Raw genomic sequence first — 14,670 nt, 5'->3', positions numbered from 1 at the left:
GATGGAACTGGGTGTCAATATTGACCATGTAGCGACGTTGCGGCAGCAACGCATGACAACGTATCCCGATCCTCTACAGGCAGCGTTACGCGCCGAAGAAGCGGGGGCCGACCTCATCACTTTGCACTTGCGTGAAGATCGGCGCCACATTCAGGACGCGGACGTGCGGGCCATTCGGCCTGCGCTGCGCACGCGGATGAACCTTGAATGCGCCATCACGCCCGAAATGCTCTCCATTGCGTGTGAGATTCGGCCGCAGGACGTGTGCCTGGTGCCCGAAAAGCGACGTGAGCTCACGACCGAAGGTGGGCTCGATGTCTTGGGGCAGAGCACTCAAGTGAGCGAGGCTGTGGCCCGCCTGCGCGAAGCAGGCATCAGAGTGTCGCTCTTCATTGATCCCGATTCAGCACAAATAGAAGCAGCAGCACGCACCGGTGCAGAAAACATTGAATTGCATACTGGGGCATTTGCCAATGCCACGAGCGTTGCGGCGCAAGGTGCGGAGCTGCGACGGATTCGCAGTGCCATTGCACAAGGAATCTCAGCGGGCTTTCGCGTCAACGCAGGCCATGGGCTGCATTATGGCAATGTGCAGGTCATCGCCGCCTTGCCTGGCATCACGGAGCTCAATATTGGTCATGCGATCGTGGCACAAGCCGTCTTTGATGGCTGGGAGGCCGCCATTCGCCGTATGAAGGCATTGATCATTCAGGCAGCGCACTGAGTGCTCGACAGGATGGATGTCATGTCAGATTTTTTGCAGGCTTTGTATACGCGTCGTTCGGTCAAGTATGTGCAGGCGCCGGGACCCAGTCAAGATGAGCTGTCCCTGATTCTGCAGGCGGCCGTATGTGCCCCTGATCATGGCGCTGTGCATCCGTGGCGCTTCAAGGTCGTCCGGGGGGCGGACATCCCGATGCTGATCGACCTCGGTATCGAGGCGGGGGTGCAGGCAGGTTCTCCGCTCCCCGAACCCAAGATTCAGAATGCAAGAAAGTGGTTGTCCAAAGTCCCTCTCATGATCGCGGTAGGGTGCGCACCAGATCCACGAGGCCGCATCCGTGAACAAGAGAGCCTGCTATCCGTGGGCGCCGCCGTCATGAACATGCTCAATGCAGCTCATGCGCTCGGGTATTGCGGCTTCTGGAGCACCGGGATGGGCACCTACCTCGACGGGGTGGGCGAGGCGCTGGGCTTTGATACTCTGGACATGCGTTTCATGGGGTATGTGTCTTTGGGGACCCCCATCGACCCTCTGCCCGAGAAGCAGAGACCCGATTACCGAGACTTCGTGTCTGAGTGGCACGCTGCGCCGATCGCCGATTGATCCGCAAGCCCGTCCAGAATGGGGCACTCGGGTCGAGCATCCCCATGACAGTGCTCCGCAAGGTCGCGCAGCGTGTTGGCCATCCGTTGCAAGGTAGCGGCCTTGGCTTCCAGGTCGGCGATGTGAGCGGTCGCCAGGCGCTTGACCTCCGCGCTGGCTCGCTGACGGTTGCGCCATAATTCAGTCAGTTCTGCCGTTTGCTGAAGTGAAAAGCCCAGATCTCGCGCACTACGGATGAAGCGCAGGGCATGCAAGTCGCGCTCGTCGTATTGTCGGTAGCCAGCGGCCGTGCGCGCGTGCGGGACAAACAGGCCCTGCTGCTCGTAGTAGCGAATCATCTTGGGGCTCAAGCCGGTGCGGCTTGCAGTCTCGCCGATATTAAGCATGAGGAACCTCCAGGGAGAGCCATTTCAGTCGCAGCGCATTGCTGACGACAAAAAGGCTGGACAACGCCATGGCGACGGCACCCAGCATGGGGGACAGCTGTAACCCGAAGACGGGGTACAGGGCGCCTGCGGCGATGGGGATGAGTGCCACGTTATACCCGAAGGCCCAGAAAAGATTTTGGGCGATGTTTCGCAGGGTCAGCCGTGAAAGCGTGATCGCGAGCGGAATGGCCTCCAGGTTGTCGCTCATCAGCACGAGGTCCGCCGAGGCGATCGCGATGTCCGTCCCCTGGCCGACTGTGATTCCCACGTTGGCAGTGGCGAGTGCGGGTGCGTCGTTGATTCCGTCCCCTGCGAATGCCAGCGCGCCAAAGCGATGTTGCAGGGACTTCAGTTGGCTGACTTTGTCTTGTGGCAGGTTTTGCGCGTGCACGATGTCGATGCCCAGTTCGGTGGCGACGGCGTGCGCAGCAGCGGGGTGATCTCCCGTGATCAGGGCCGCCTGGATGCCCATGGCGTGAAGCGCAGTGATGGCCGTTCGCGCGCTGGGACGTAGCGTATCGGCGACGGCAACCAGTGCGACCAGCCGGCCATCACGGGCAGCCAGAAATGCCGTCTTTCCTTGGCTGGCCAGTTCGTCCAAACGCCGCGTGATGGCGGCCGGGACTGCGATGCTTCGGGCGCGCATCAATCGGGGAGTTCCCATGAGCCACTGCTGACCCCGAACCGTGCCTTCGATACCGGCGCCCCCCAGCGCTGAAAAGGTTTCCACTGGCGCCGGCGTGAGCCCTTGGGCGTGCGCCGCCTGAACCAGGGCGTGCGCAATGGGGTGCTCGGAGGCTTGCTGCACGCTGGCCATGGCGCTGAGCAAGTCAGCCTCGGATTCTGATTCGACCAAGGCTTCCAGGTTGGCCAGCGTCGGCTTTCCGTGGGTGAGCGTCCCCGTCTTGTCGAACGCTACGACGCGCACGTTGCGCAGGCGCTCGAGCGCGTCTCCGTGCCGGAAGAGGATACCCGAGCGCGCTGCGCGGCCCGTCGCCACCATGATGGAGATAGGCGTGGCCAGCCCCATGGCACAGGGGCAGGCAATGATGAGAACTGCCACTCCCGCAATCAGGGCATGTGGCAGGGCAGGGATCGGCCCCCAGAACCACCAGCCTGCGAAGGACAGGAGCGCAAGCCCCATGACGACAGGGACGAACCAGCCTGTCACGCGATCGACCTGGTGCTGGATGGGAAGCTTGGCTGCCTGGGCTTCGCCGGTGAGGCGAATAATCTGCGCCAGGACAGTCTGTGCTCCGATGCGCCCAGTGCGAACGATGAGGCTTCCTTGCGTGTTGAGCGTAGCTCCGATGGTGGGGTCGCCCGGTTGACGGTGAACCGGCATGGATTCACCGGTGATCATCGCTTCGTCCACCCAGGAGTCTCCCTCGACGACAATGCCATCGACTGGAATTTTTTCTCCTGGACGTACCCGGACTTCGTCGCCTGTGACGAGCTGGTCGATTGGTAGCTCCTGCCATTGGTGATCGCGTCGAACCCAGGCGGTGCGCACCTGCAGATCCATCAGCTGGTGGATGGCTGAGTTTGCCCGCCCCCGAGCGCGGGCCTCCAGCCAGCGACCGAGAAGGATCAAGGTGGCGACGACCGCTGCAGCTTCGAAATACAGGTAACGGGATTCAGCTGGAAAGAGCGTGGGTGCCCAGGTGACGAGAGTCGAGTAGAGCCAGGCGCTGCCCGCGCCTAGGGCCACCAGCGTGTTCATGTCGGGACCGCCGTGCCACAAGGCTTTGAATCCACGTGTGAAGAATACGCGTCCCGGTCCCGCAAGAGTCATCGTGCAGAGGACGAATTCCAGAAATGCGAGGGCCTGGAAGCTCATGAGTGATCCTAGCCAGGCATGCCACCCCGGCATCAGGTGAGAACCCATTTCCAGCATGAACACGGGCATGGTCAGGATCGCCGCAGTGACAAAATGGCGCTGGACTATGGCCGCTTCTTCGTCGAGAGCCACTGCGGTCGGTTGCTCAGGTGCCAGAAGCTGTGCCTCGTAGCCTCGCTTGTTGACGGCCGTGATCAGCGCATCGGGCCCAGTCGAGGCGTCAGCGAGTACTACGCGAGCCTGGCGCGTTGCAAGATTCACGCTGGCGGTCTGCACGCCAGGAACCTTTGCCAACGCGGTCTCGACGCGGCGTACGCAGGATGCGCAAGTCATCCCTTCGATGCGCAGGTCGATGGTGAGAGGCGTTGCGGCGGGTGGCATGAGAGACCCTCTGAAAGACTGGAAACCTGATGACCTAATGACGGCCTGATGATGAACTCTAACCTTGTGTCAATGTCAAGGGGATTGGCAAGAATTGAAGAGATTTGAGCTTGTCACAGAGTCAAGGTTTAACATAGGCCACAGAATCGTACCGCTTGATGCGGCGAATGAAAGGAGCTTGTCCATGAAAACCGAATTCATCGTTTCCGACATGACCTGCAATCACTGCGTTCAGACCATCACGCGCGCTGTCAAGGCCATCGCGCCCACTGCGCATGTGGATGCCGACCTGGCCAGTCATCGTGTGACGATCGAGCCGGCAGAAAATCCAGCGGCTCTGGCGGCCGCCATCGTCGACGCCGGGTACGACGTGCAAACTGCCTGACCGGGGGTCGTCTACATGTCCACGATTGAGTGTGATGTCGCCGTGGTGGGTGCGGGCTCGGCTGGCCTGCCCGCCTGGCGTGCGGTACAGAAGGCAGGGCTCAGGCCACTGCTTGTCGAGGGTGGGCCACACGGAACGATGTGCGCGCGCGTGGGCTGCATGCCGTCCAAGTTGCTGATCGCGGCGGCCGATGCGGCGGAGCACGTGCGGACGGCCACACAGTTTGGCATCCACGCAGGGAGCCCTCAGGTTGATGGGCGTGCGGTCATGCAGCGCGTGCGCAGCGAACGTGATCGGTTCGTCGGTTTCGTGGTGGCTGACGTGCAGGCCATGCCGGCTGAGGCGCGCCTGGATTCGACTGTCGAATTCCTGGAGGATGGGGTCCTGCAAGCGGCCAGTGGGGCCGTGGTGCGGGCGAGCCGCATCGTATTGGCCACAGGAACGCGGCCTTTCGTGCCCGAGATCTACCATCCGCTGAAGGATCTTGCTGTCGTCAACGACGACGTCTTCGATTGGGAGGATCTGCCTTCCAGCGTGCTGGTGGTGGGGTCTGGCGTTATCGGCGTCGAACTGGGGCTGGCCTTGGCGCGTCTGGGGGTGCGGGTACGTGTCCTCAATCGCTCGGGCAGCTTTGCACAGCTTGACGACCCCATCGTTCGGGATGCTGCGGTGGCTGCTCTGGGGCCGGCTTTGTCGTTGGTGAGTCATGCCCAGGTTCAAACCGTAGCTCGAGAGGGTCATCAGGCGGTGGTGAGCTGGCGCGATGCCGACGGTCGATCCACGACAGAGCGCTTTGATCGTGTGCTGGTGACAGCAGGCAGACACCCGACGCTTGCCGATATGCATCTTGAGCGTACGAATATGCCTCTGGATGAACATGGCATGCCGCGTTTTGATCCATCTACCTTGCAGGTGGCGGGGCAGCCCGTGTTCCTGGCGGGTGACGTGACGGGTCGCCACGCGATTCAGCACGAAGCTTCGGACGATGGCCGGCTTGCCGGGTTCAACGCCGCGGTGTGGCCGAACGTCCAGGCGCTACCACGGCGGGCACCGATGGCGGTCGTCTTCAGCGATCCTCAGATCATGCGTGTCGGGCAGCCGTTTCGCACGCTGGACCCCGATGCGATTGTGGTGGGCGAGGTCGATTGGACTCGGCAGGGGCGCTCGCGCGTCATGCTGCGTAATCAGGGCGTTCTGCGAGTCTACATGCAGCGGGCAGGCGGGCTGTTCCTGGGGGCCGAGATGGTGGGGCCGGATGCCGAGCACGTCGCGCATTTGCTCGCCTGGGCGCTGCAAATGAAGCTTACCGTGCCCGATATGCTCAAGCTGCCCTTTTATCATCCAACCATTGAAGAAGGGATTCGGACCGCCTTGCGCGACGCCGATCGCCAAAGGATATAGATCAGTGCAGCAGCGGCTTGATGGCGGCAATCAGGTCGCTGCGTGACTCGCTGTCCGAGGCCAACCACACGGCGCGCCCCTTTTGGTCGAAACAGAAAATGCCCCGGCTGTGCGAGACCTCGTAAGGTGCGTTGGGGGCGCTGCTCGAGGGCTTTTCAATCTGGTAGGCAACGCGGTAGCGCCGTGCGAGTGAGGCAATGGCGCTTTCGCTGCCGGTGAGACCGATCGCGTGGGGATCGAATTGATCCACGTAGTGTTGCAGGATGTCAGGCGTGTCGCGATGCGGGTCCACGCTTACGAACAGAATTCGCACTTGATCGGCCTTGGAGCCCAGCGATTCAATCACTTGCGCAAGCTGCGCCATGGTCGTGGGACAGATGTCCGGACAGCTGGCATAGCCGAAGAACATCAGGACGACCTTGCCGGCAAAATCCTTTTGCGTCATGGTGACGTCACCGGCCCCCTGCAGGGAAAACTGCAGATCCGGCAGGAACCCTCGCACAGGGTGAACGGCAGCGCTTGCCATGGCGAGACAGCTCGTCCACAACAGCAATGCCACAATGCCGCGTCGTATCCAGGATGCTTGCGATGGAAACATGATCAGGCCTCTAGTAACCCGCTGTGGCGCAGAAGTGCGTCCATGCTGGGGTCTCGGCCTCGGAAGGCCTTGAAGGAATCTGCGGCGGGGCGAGATCCCCCCACGGCAATGACTTCGTCGAGATAACGGCGACACGTGGCGGCATCGAATACGTCCCGGGTGCCATCCGGAGTAGGATGCGCGTGTTCTTCAAAGGCTGCAAAGGCGTCTGCCGACAGCACCTCGGCCCATTTGTAGCTGTAGTAGCCCGCGCCATATCCGCCGCCGAACAGGTGCGAGAACGCGTGTGGAAAACGGTGCCACGCGGGTGGGACCAGCAGCGCCACTTCGCGGCGAACTTGGTCGAGCGTATCGAGCACCTCACTGATTGACAACCCGTTGGCCTGAGTGTGGATCAGCATGTCAAAGAGGGCGAACTCGACCTGACGCAGGGTTTGCAAGCCGCTTTGAAAGTTCTTTGCAGACACCATCTTGTCGTAGAGCTCACGAGGCAAGGGCTCGCCTGTATCCGTGTGATGGGTCAGGGACTTCAGGACACCCCATTCCCAGCAGAAATTTTCCATGAATTGCGAGGGCATTTCGATTGCATCCCATTCGACTGCTGCAAACGCGGCCGCTGCCGGCTCGTCGACACGGGAAAGCAACGCATGCATGGCGTGGCCACTCTCGTGAAACAGGGTGATCACTTCGTCGTGAGAGAGCAGTGCCTCTTGTGAACCTTGTGGCGCCGCAAAATTGCAGGTCAGCCAGGCCAGAGGGGTGTGCAGTTCCTGTCCGTGGCGCCGACGGCTGCGTTCGCTATCGACCCATGCGCCGCCCTGCTTGCCTGCGCGTGCGTAGAGGTCGATTCCCAGCCTCCCCAGTTCCTGGCCCTGGGCGGTCAAGACACGATAGATGCGGGCGTCGGCGTGCCAGGCGCGTGCATCGCAAGCTTCGAGGTGCACGCCGAACAGGGTATGGATGACCTGGAACAGGCCTTGCAACACGTGGGATTCGGTGAAATAGGGGCGCAGCTCTTCGTCGGAGTACGCATACCGAGATTCGCGCAGCCGTTCTGAGGCATAGGCCACGTCCCAAGGTTCCAGCGTTGAGAGGCCAAGCTGTTCAGCCGCAAACGCGCGAAGTTCGGCGAGATCGCGTTCGGCGCTGGGCCGCGCGCGAGCGGCCAGCTCACGCAGGAATGCGAGGATCTGAGGGGCGTCGTGCGCCATGCGGGTTTCAAGCTGCAGCGACGCAAAGTTGGCATAGCCTAGCAACGAAGCTTCTTCGGCGCGGAGCGCAAGCAGTGACTCGATGGGTTCAGAGTTGTCGAATGTGGTGTCGCCTTGATCCGAAGCCCGTGTGCCGTAGGCGCGATACAGCGTCTGGCGCAATTCACGGTCTTGCGCATGCTGCATGATGGGTAGATAACACGGCATGTGCAAGGTGAGCTTCCATCCCTCGGCATGATCCGCCGCGGCTGCTTGTTGGGCCGCAGTCACCACGTTGTCGGGGACGCCTGCGAGGCGGGATTTGTCAGTGATGAGCAATGTCCAGCCGTCAGTGGCGTCCATGACGTTTTCGGAAAATTTCTGGGCAACTTGCGCTTGGAGGTCTGAGTTGCGTGCGTAGGTGTCACGCGCCGCGCCTTCGAGCTCGACGCCGCTCAGGCGGAAATCCCGCAGGGCAAGGTCCACGATACGCTGTCGGGTAGGAGATAGCGTCGCGTACAGTGGGCTGATGGCCAGCGCGCAATAGCGCGCGTACAGGCCATGATGCAGCCCGACCCAGGTGGAGAACTCGCTCATGAGAGGCAGGCATGTGTTGTAAGCCGCGCGCAGCTCTGGCGTATTCACGACCGCATTGAGGTGGCCGGCGATGGCCCAGGCTCGGTGGAGGCGTTCGGACGGGTCTTCAATGACTTCGACCAGATTGTCCCAGGTGGGGTCCTCGGCGCAGGCAGCAGCAGCTTCGACCGTACTTCGAGTGCTCGCGATCAGTTCGCGGATGGCTGCTTCGATGTGCTCGGGTCGCACGGCCGAGTAATCGACGAATGCCTCGGCCGGAACGAGGAGGGGATTGCCGGTAGGAAGGGTAGAGGTCATGGATCTTGAATGGGGGCGAACCTCATGGATTTCAATGCCGGGCAGTCCGTTCGGCTGCCTCAAGTGTATTCATAAGCAACATGGCGATTGTCATGGGGCCCACGCCGCCCGGGACCGGCGTGATGGCGGATGCAATGGGCACCGCGGATTCAAAGTCGACGTCGCCCACCAGCTTGCCATTGGCCAAGCGGTTGATGCCTACGTCGATGACGACCGCGCCGCGCTTGATCATATCGCCGGTGACGATTCCGGGCTTTCCGGTGGCGACGACCAGCACGTCGGCGCGCCGCGTCTGTGACGCGAGATCGCGCGTCTTGGAGTTGCATAGGGTGACCGTGGCACCCGCCGCGAGCAGCAGCATGGCCATGGGCTTGCCTACGATGTTGCTTGCCCCCACGATGACCGCCTCGGCGCCACGCAAGGGGGTCGCCTCGGATTCGAGCATCTTCATGATGCCGTACGGTGTGCAGGGCCGAAACAGCGGGCGTCCCGTCATGAGCAGGCCGGCGTTGCTGACGTGAAATCCGTCCACGTCTTTGAGGGGTGAAATGGATTCGATCACGGAACCGGCGTTGATGTGCCCCGGCAGGGGCAGCTGCACCAAAATGCCATGGATGGCCGGGTCGCGATTAAGTGAATCGATGACGTCCAGCAGTTCGTCTTCTGTCGTGTCGGCACCCAGTTGAATTGCTCGAGACAGCATGCCGGCGGCTTCGCAGGCTGCAGCCTTGTTGCGCACGTAGATTTGTGACGCTGCGTCTTCGCCGACCAGCACGACGGCCAGACCCGGTGTGGTGCCACGCTTGACGAGTTCGCCAACGCGCAGGGCGATTTCCGCTCGTACCTGTGCAGACAAGGCTTTGCCGTCGATGATGCGTGCGCTCATGTCAGGCTTCCTCGGTGCGGGTCAGGGCGATCTTCATGAGATCGGCGACCGTGGTGACCTCGAGCTTTTCCATGATGTTGGCACGGTGAGCTTCGACGGTCTTGATACTGATGTTGAGGTCACCTGCAATCTGCTTGTTGAGCCTGCCGGCGACGATACGTTCCAGCACTTGCTGCTCGCGCGCCGTCAGGCGACCGAGCACGGCCTGCTGATCGCGTTGAACTTGCGCGTCGTGCACCCGCTCGTAAGCCTGATTCAGCATGGTGGCCACGATATTGCGCAAGTCGGCCTCGTTGAAGGGCTTTTCAAGGAAGTCGACCGCGCCCTTTTTCATGGTGGACACGGCCATGGGAACGTCGCCGTGACCGGTGATGAATACGATAGGCAGCGGCGCCTTGCGTGCAATGAGGGCTTCTTGCAGTTCCAGACCGCTCATGCCGGGCATCCGTACGTCGGCGATCAGGACCCCCACCTGCTCGGGTTCATAGGCAGCCAGAAATTCTTCGGCGCCCGCATAACTGCGCACGACATAGCCGTTGGCTTCGAGCAGCCAGCGCAGGGAGTCGCGCACGGCCTCGTCGTCATCGACAATGTAGATCGTGCTGGATACTTGATGATCGGTCATGCGGTGTGTTCCTCCGTGAGTTCTTGTGACTGCAAGGCGGGCGTGGCCTTTGGCAAGGTGAATCTGAAGATCGTACCGCCTTCGGGGTTGGCAGTCGCCCAAAGGCGGCCATGGTGCGATTCTATGATGGTGCGGCAAATGTTCAGGCCCATGCCCAGGCCTTCAGATTTGGTACTGTAGAACGGTTCGAAAAGCCGCTCGGGGTTGCGCAGGCCGTGTCCGCGGTCGATCACGGCGATTTCCACTTGCGGGTCCTGGTCGGTAATCTTGACGTGCAAAGTACGGTATTCGCTGTTTTCCATGGCTTCCGCACCGTTCTTCAAGAGATTGAGCAGTACCTGCTCGATCAAGATGGGATCGGCCATCACGGTGGGCACCGGGTCGGGCATGTCCAGCGCAATCTCGATGCGGCGTTTGCGCGCGTCGATGTCGGCAAAGCCGACGGCGTTCTCGACGATACGGGTCAGCCCCACTGCCTGGCGGCGCGGTTCACTGCGTTTGACGAATTCGCGGATGCGGCTGATGATTTTCCCGGCGCGCTCGGCCTGCCGTGAGGCCTTTTCCAAGGCCTGTAGCAGGGATTCCATGGGGGCTTTTCCTGACTTCAGCATGGCGACGGCTGCCATGTTGTAGTTGCTGATGGCCGTCAGTGGCTGGTTCAGCTCGTGTGCCAGAGATGAAGCCATTTCACCCATAGTGGTCAGGCGGCTGGTGAGCTGCGCCTTTTCTTGTTGGACGCGCGATTCTTCTTCGTGTCGCCGGCGCTCGGTAATGTCGCGCGCCACCTGCAGGCGTACCCGTCGTGAGTCCGTCCAGGCCAGCATGCGGTGGTGTACTTCGAACCAGCGCTGCGCCGACGACGAAAAGAGCTCCATCGTTTCATCGGTGAAGCGTCCGAGGCGGCCTCCCAGGAGTTCGGCGTGGCCGCCCGTCTGTGCGCCAAACAGCCGCCGATATGTACGGTTGGCGAACAGAAGCTCCAGGCCTTCGGGCGTGTCGGCCACGACCGAGATGGCGTCGTCCAGCCCTTCGAGCACCGTCATGAAGCGCTCGTGCGCGGCCGTCAGCGCTTCACGGATGCGCTTGGGTTCCGTGATGTCGGTCATGGAGGTCATCCAGCCGATCTGTTCACCGTTCGGGTCGCGTAGCGGCGAGACATACATGCGGGCCGTAAAACGCGAACCATCCCGACGTTGTGCCTCGATTTCGAGCCCACTGCTGGGGGTCCGGCCCGATAACAGCTGCGCCAGCGTTTCGCGATGGTGGTCGTGGCGCCCGGGCAGCCAGTAGGGAAAGGGGGCGGTGCGGCCGATGAGATCGGCTTCGTTCCAGCCTATCATGCGGCAGAACGCAGGGTTGACGTAGGCGATGCGGCCCTGCATGTCGAAGACCCGCATGCCGGTAGACATCGAGTTTTCCATGGCTCGGCGAAAGCCGGTTTCGGCCAGCAAGGCGGCCTCGGCCTGAGTACGAAAACGGGTATAGCGCCAGAGTGCCAACAGGCTGAATACAATGACCAGCGAGAGCGCGAACACTACCATCATCAGGCGCTGTTGTCGCGTTTCCTGGTCGATCGTCACGAACATGACGCTATCGCTTTGCAGGCGTTGCAGCCAAATGAAAGCGCCCATCACGCAAAGATAAAGCACCAGCACGATGGCAGGCGTGAGCCAATACAGTCCCCGGCGACTATGGCGGGCATGCTCATAGAAGGTCGTCGGAATCAGGGACTTGCGAGTGGGGTTTGCCATGGCAGGAGATGGGTCTCGACCGGCCCATTTTAGACGCGAATGGCACATTCGACTTTTCACATAATAAAAATACACTTCACAGAATGAAATTTTGCTTGTGCTGACTTGCGCTCTTTCCTAGAATGACGGCAGTTGCCGGAACTTGGCTGGCTGCAGCTGTTTCTGACAGTCCGGCGCGGTTACAGTCCGATGCGGTGCGGGCGCCGCATCCCAAAATCACCTCACAGGAGACACGCTCCATGTCCTCTCTTGAACTTAGCAACGTTGTGCCTACCGATGTCGATCAGCAGGAAACCCAAGAGTGGATGGACGCTCTTGAGGCCGTTCTGGATCGCGAGGGTGCCGAGCGCGCGCATTTCCTGATCGAAAGCCTCATCGACGAGGCCCGGCGCAACGGGGCGCACATTCCGTACTCTCCGAATACGGCTTACATCAACACGATTCCGCCTGGCCTGGAGCCTGCATATCCGGGCAATCTCGTGCTCGAAGAACGCATCCGCTCCTACATCCGCTGGAACGCCATGGCCATGGTGGTGCGTGCCAACAAGCACACGCCCGCCGATGGCGGTAGCCTGGGCGGGCACATTGCTTCTTTCGCGTCACAGGCCACGATGGTCGAGTGCGGCCAGAACCACTTCTGGCACGCTGAGACGCCGGATCACGGCGGCGACCTGATTTTCTTCCAGGGGCACTCGTCGCCTGGCATGTACTCGCGAGCCTATCTCGAAGGCCGCCTGACTGAAGAAAATCTGAATTACTTCCGTCAGGATGTCGGGGGCAAGGGCAAGGGGCTCACTTCCTACCCTCACTCGAAGATCATGCCGAATTTTTGGCAGTTTTCGACCGTTTCAATGGGCCTTGGGCCTCTGATGGCGATCTATCAGGCCCGCTTCCTGAAATACCTGCACGCGCGTGGCATCGCTGATACGAGTCAGCGCAAGGTATGGGTATTCTTGGGCGACGGCGAGATCGATGAACCAGAATCCCTGGGTGCCATCGGCATGGCTTCGCGCGAGAAGCTCGACAATCTCATTTTCATCGTCAACTGCAACCTGCAACGTCTGGACGGACCGGTGCGTGGCAATGGCAAGATCATCCAGGAACTGGAAGGCAGCTTCCGGGGGGCGGGTTGGAATGTCGTCAAGCTGATTTGGGGCGGATATTGGGATCCGCTCTTCGCCCGTGACAAAGAAGGCATCTTGCGTCGCGTCATGGAAGAAACCGTCGACGGTGAATATCAGGCCTACAAGGCCAACGACGGCAAGTTCGTTCGTGAAAAGTTCTTTGGCAAGCACCCCAAGCTTCTCGAGATGGTCAGCCGCATGAGCGACGAAGACGTTTGGCGCCTGAACCGTGGTGGTCATGATCCTCATAAGGTATATGCTGCTTTCGCCTCGGCGGTGAACCATACGGGTCAGCCTTCGGTGATTCTGGCCAAGACTATCAAGGGTTATGGGATGGGGCATGTGGGTCAGGCCAAGAACCCGACGCACCAGCAAAAGAAACTCGACACTGAGTCGGTGCGCGAATTCCGCGATCGCTTCAATATTCCCATCCCCGACGACAAGGTCGACGAGATTCCGTTCTTCAAGCCCTCGGAAGATTCGCCCGAGATGAAATACATGCATGAGCGACGCAAGGCGCTCGGGGGCTATCTGCCGCATCGCCGACAGAAGGCGGATGAGAGCCTTCCGGCTCCGGCGCTCGATGCATTCAAGGCAGTGCTTGAACCCACGATCGAAGGCCGCGAGATCTCCACGACTCAGGCTTTCGTTCGCGTCTTGAACCAGTTGTTGCGTGACAAGGCCTTGGCCCCACGGGTGGTGCCGATTCTGGTCGATGAATCGCGTACGTTCGGGATGGAAGGGCTCTTCCGCCAGATCGGGATCTATGCGCCTGAGGGCCAGAAGTACGTGCCGGTCGACAAGGGCCAGGTCATGTATTACCGCGAAGCGCGCGATGGCCAGCTGTTGCAGGAAGGCATCAACGAGGCGGGTGGCATGAGCTCCTGGATTGCGGCAGCGACGTCGTACTCCACCAGCAACCGCATCATGATTCCGTTCTTCATCTATTACTCGATGTTCGGATTCCAGCGCTTTGGAGGCCTGTCCTGGGCGGCCGGCGACATGCTCGCGCGCGGGTTCCTGCTGGGCGGTACGGCTGGTCGCACTACGCTCAATGGCGAGGGCCTGCAGCACGAGGACGGCGACAGTCTGGTGCATGCCTCGTTGATTCCGAACTGCGTGGCCTACGATCCCACGTTTGCGCACGAAGTTGCCGTCATCATCCAGAGCGGCCTCAAGCGCATGATGCAGGATCAGGAAGACGTGTTCTTCTACATGACGGTCATGAACGAGAACTATGCTCAGCCTGGCTTGAACCCGGGTGACGAAGACGGCATTCGTCGCGGCATGTACAAGCTTCGTTCGGTGGGCAAGGCCCGCAGCAAGGCGCACGTGCAGTTGATGGGCTCTGGCACCATTTTGCGCGAAGTCATGGAAGCCCAGGAACTGCTCGAGAAAGATTGGGGCGTCTCGTCCGATATCTGGAGCATGACGAGCTTCAGTGAACTGTGCCGCGACGGCATGGATGTGGCGCGCTGGAACCTTCTGCACCCCAGCGAGCCTCAGCGTGAGGCGTACGTTACCAAGATGCTCAAGGACACTCGGGGTCCCCTGATCGCTTCGACCGACTACGTGAAATCCTGGGCCGAACAGATCCGTCCTTACCTGCCCAAGGGGCGGGAATACCGCGTGTTGGGTACCGACGGTTTTGGCCGTTCGGACTACCGCTCGCAATTGCGTGAGTTCTTCGAAATCGATCGCCACTTCGTCGTGCTTTCCGCGCTGCGCGCGTTGGCCGATGAAGGCGTCATCGACATCAAGAAATGTGCGCAGGCCATAGCCAAGTACGGGATCGACCCGGAAAAGGCCAACCCCCATCACGATTGAGGAGCGCGACCGA

The 14,670-nt window shown here is 60.9% G+C and carries 12 protein-coding genes; 5 read left to right on the top strand and 7 right to left on the bottom strand.

Going from position 1 to position 14,670, the window contains the following annotated elements; all coding sequences use genetic code 11:
* Window position 1 precedes the first annotated feature (1 nt).
* A complete protein-coding gene (pdxJ, locus tag VF285_RS13790) occupies window positions 2-724 on the top strand; it encodes a pyridoxine 5'-phosphate synthase (protein WP_346953209.1) in 723 nt (240 codons plus the stop codon).
* A 21-nt stretch (window positions 725-745) separates the two neighbouring features.
* Window positions 746-1,327 carry a nitroreductase gene (locus VF285_RS13785; RefSeq protein WP_346953208.1) on the top strand — a complete coding sequence of 194 codons (582 nt, stop codon included), beginning with the start codon at window positions 746-748 and terminating at the stop codon, window positions 1,325-1,327.
* Here the strand turns inward: VF285_RS13785 and cueR are convergent.
* Complete coding sequence (gene cueR, locus VF285_RS13780) at window positions 1,279-1,713, bottom strand: Cu(I)-responsive transcriptional regulator (protein ID WP_346953207.1); 435 nt, start codon at window positions 1,711-1,713, stop codon at window positions 1,279-1,281. The two genes, VF285_RS13785 and cueR, sit on opposite strands and share 49 nt — an antisense overlap.
* A complete protein-coding gene (locus VF285_RS13775; protein ID WP_346953206.1) occupies window positions 1,706-3,976 on the bottom strand; it encodes a heavy metal translocating P-type ATPase in 2,271 nt (756 codons plus the stop codon). Before VF285_RS13775 ends, cueR begins: the two co-directional genes overlap by 8 nt.
* Window positions 3,977-4,160: 184 nt before the next feature.
* On the opposite strand from VF285_RS13775, the gene VF285_RS13770 reads away from it, so the two are divergent.
* Both VF285_RS13770 and VF285_RS13765 read left to right on the top strand, forming a co-directional pair.
* Window positions 4,161-4,361 (top strand): heavy-metal-associated domain-containing protein, encoded by a 201-nt coding sequence (locus tag VF285_RS13770; protein ID WP_346953205.1) that lies wholly within the window; start codon window positions 4,161-4,163, stop codon window positions 4,359-4,361.
* Window positions 4,362-4,376: 15 nt separating this feature from the next.
* Window positions 4,377-5,762 (top strand): dihydrolipoyl dehydrogenase, encoded by a 1,386-nt coding sequence (locus VF285_RS13765; RefSeq protein ID WP_346953204.1) that lies wholly within the window; start codon window positions 4,377-4,379, stop codon window positions 5,760-5,762.
* A gap of 1 nt (window position 5,763) precedes the next feature.
* Here the strand turns inward: VF285_RS13765 and VF285_RS13760 are convergent, their stop codons facing one another.
* Genes VF285_RS13760 through VF285_RS13740 form a run of 5 tightly spaced genes read right to left on the bottom strand, consistent with a single transcriptional unit; the run spans window position 5,764 to window position 11,706 of the window.
* Window positions 5,764-6,360 (bottom strand): SCO family protein, encoded by a 597-nt coding sequence (locus tag VF285_RS13760; RefSeq protein WP_346953203.1) that lies wholly within the window; start codon window positions 6,358-6,360, stop codon window positions 5,764-5,766.
* 2 nt (window positions 6,361-6,362) lie between these two features.
* Window positions 6,363-8,444 carry a M3 family metallopeptidase gene (locus VF285_RS13755; protein WP_346953202.1) on the bottom strand — a complete coding sequence of 694 codons (2,082 nt, stop codon included), beginning with the start codon at window positions 8,442-8,444 and terminating at the stop codon, window positions 6,363-6,365.
* 31 nt (window positions 8,445-8,475) lie between these two features.
* Complete coding sequence (gene folD, locus VF285_RS13750; RefSeq protein ID WP_346953201.1) at window positions 8,476-9,330, bottom strand: bifunctional methylenetetrahydrofolate dehydrogenase/methenyltetrahydrofolate cyclohydrolase FolD; 855 nt, start codon at window positions 9,328-9,330, stop codon at window positions 8,476-8,478.
* A 1-nt stretch (window position 9,331) separates the two neighbouring features.
* The gene (locus VF285_RS13745; protein WP_346953200.1) at window positions 9,332-9,955 is read right to left on the bottom strand and encodes a response regulator transcription factor; all 624 of its coding nucleotides are present in this window, start codon (window positions 9,953-9,955) and stop codon (window positions 9,332-9,334) included.
* A complete protein-coding gene (locus VF285_RS13740) occupies window positions 9,952-11,706 on the bottom strand; it encodes a PAS domain S-box protein (protein WP_346953199.1) in 1,755 nt (584 codons plus the stop codon). The genes VF285_RS13745 and VF285_RS13740 overlap by 4 nt, the downstream gene beginning before the upstream one ends.
* A gap of 239 nt (window positions 11,707-11,945) precedes the next feature.
* Here VF285_RS13740 and aceE point away from each other — a divergent pair, with 239 nt between their 5' ends.
* Window positions 11,946-14,657, top strand: coding sequence for a pyruvate dehydrogenase (acetyl-transferring), homodimeric type (gene aceE / locus VF285_RS13735; protein ID WP_346953198.1), 2,712 nt, complete (start codon window positions 11,946-11,948; stop codon window positions 14,655-14,657).
* Window positions 14,658-14,670: the final 13 nt, after the last annotated feature.

The sequence above is a fragment of the Castellaniella sp. genome (genome assembly GCF_036379515.1).
In the GTDB taxonomy this organism is placed as follows: Bacteria; Pseudomonadota; Gammaproteobacteria; order Burkholderiales; family Burkholderiaceae_B; genus Castellaniella.
Note: the sequence above shows the minus strand (reverse complement) of the source record. Positions and strands in the feature narration are given on the sequence as shown.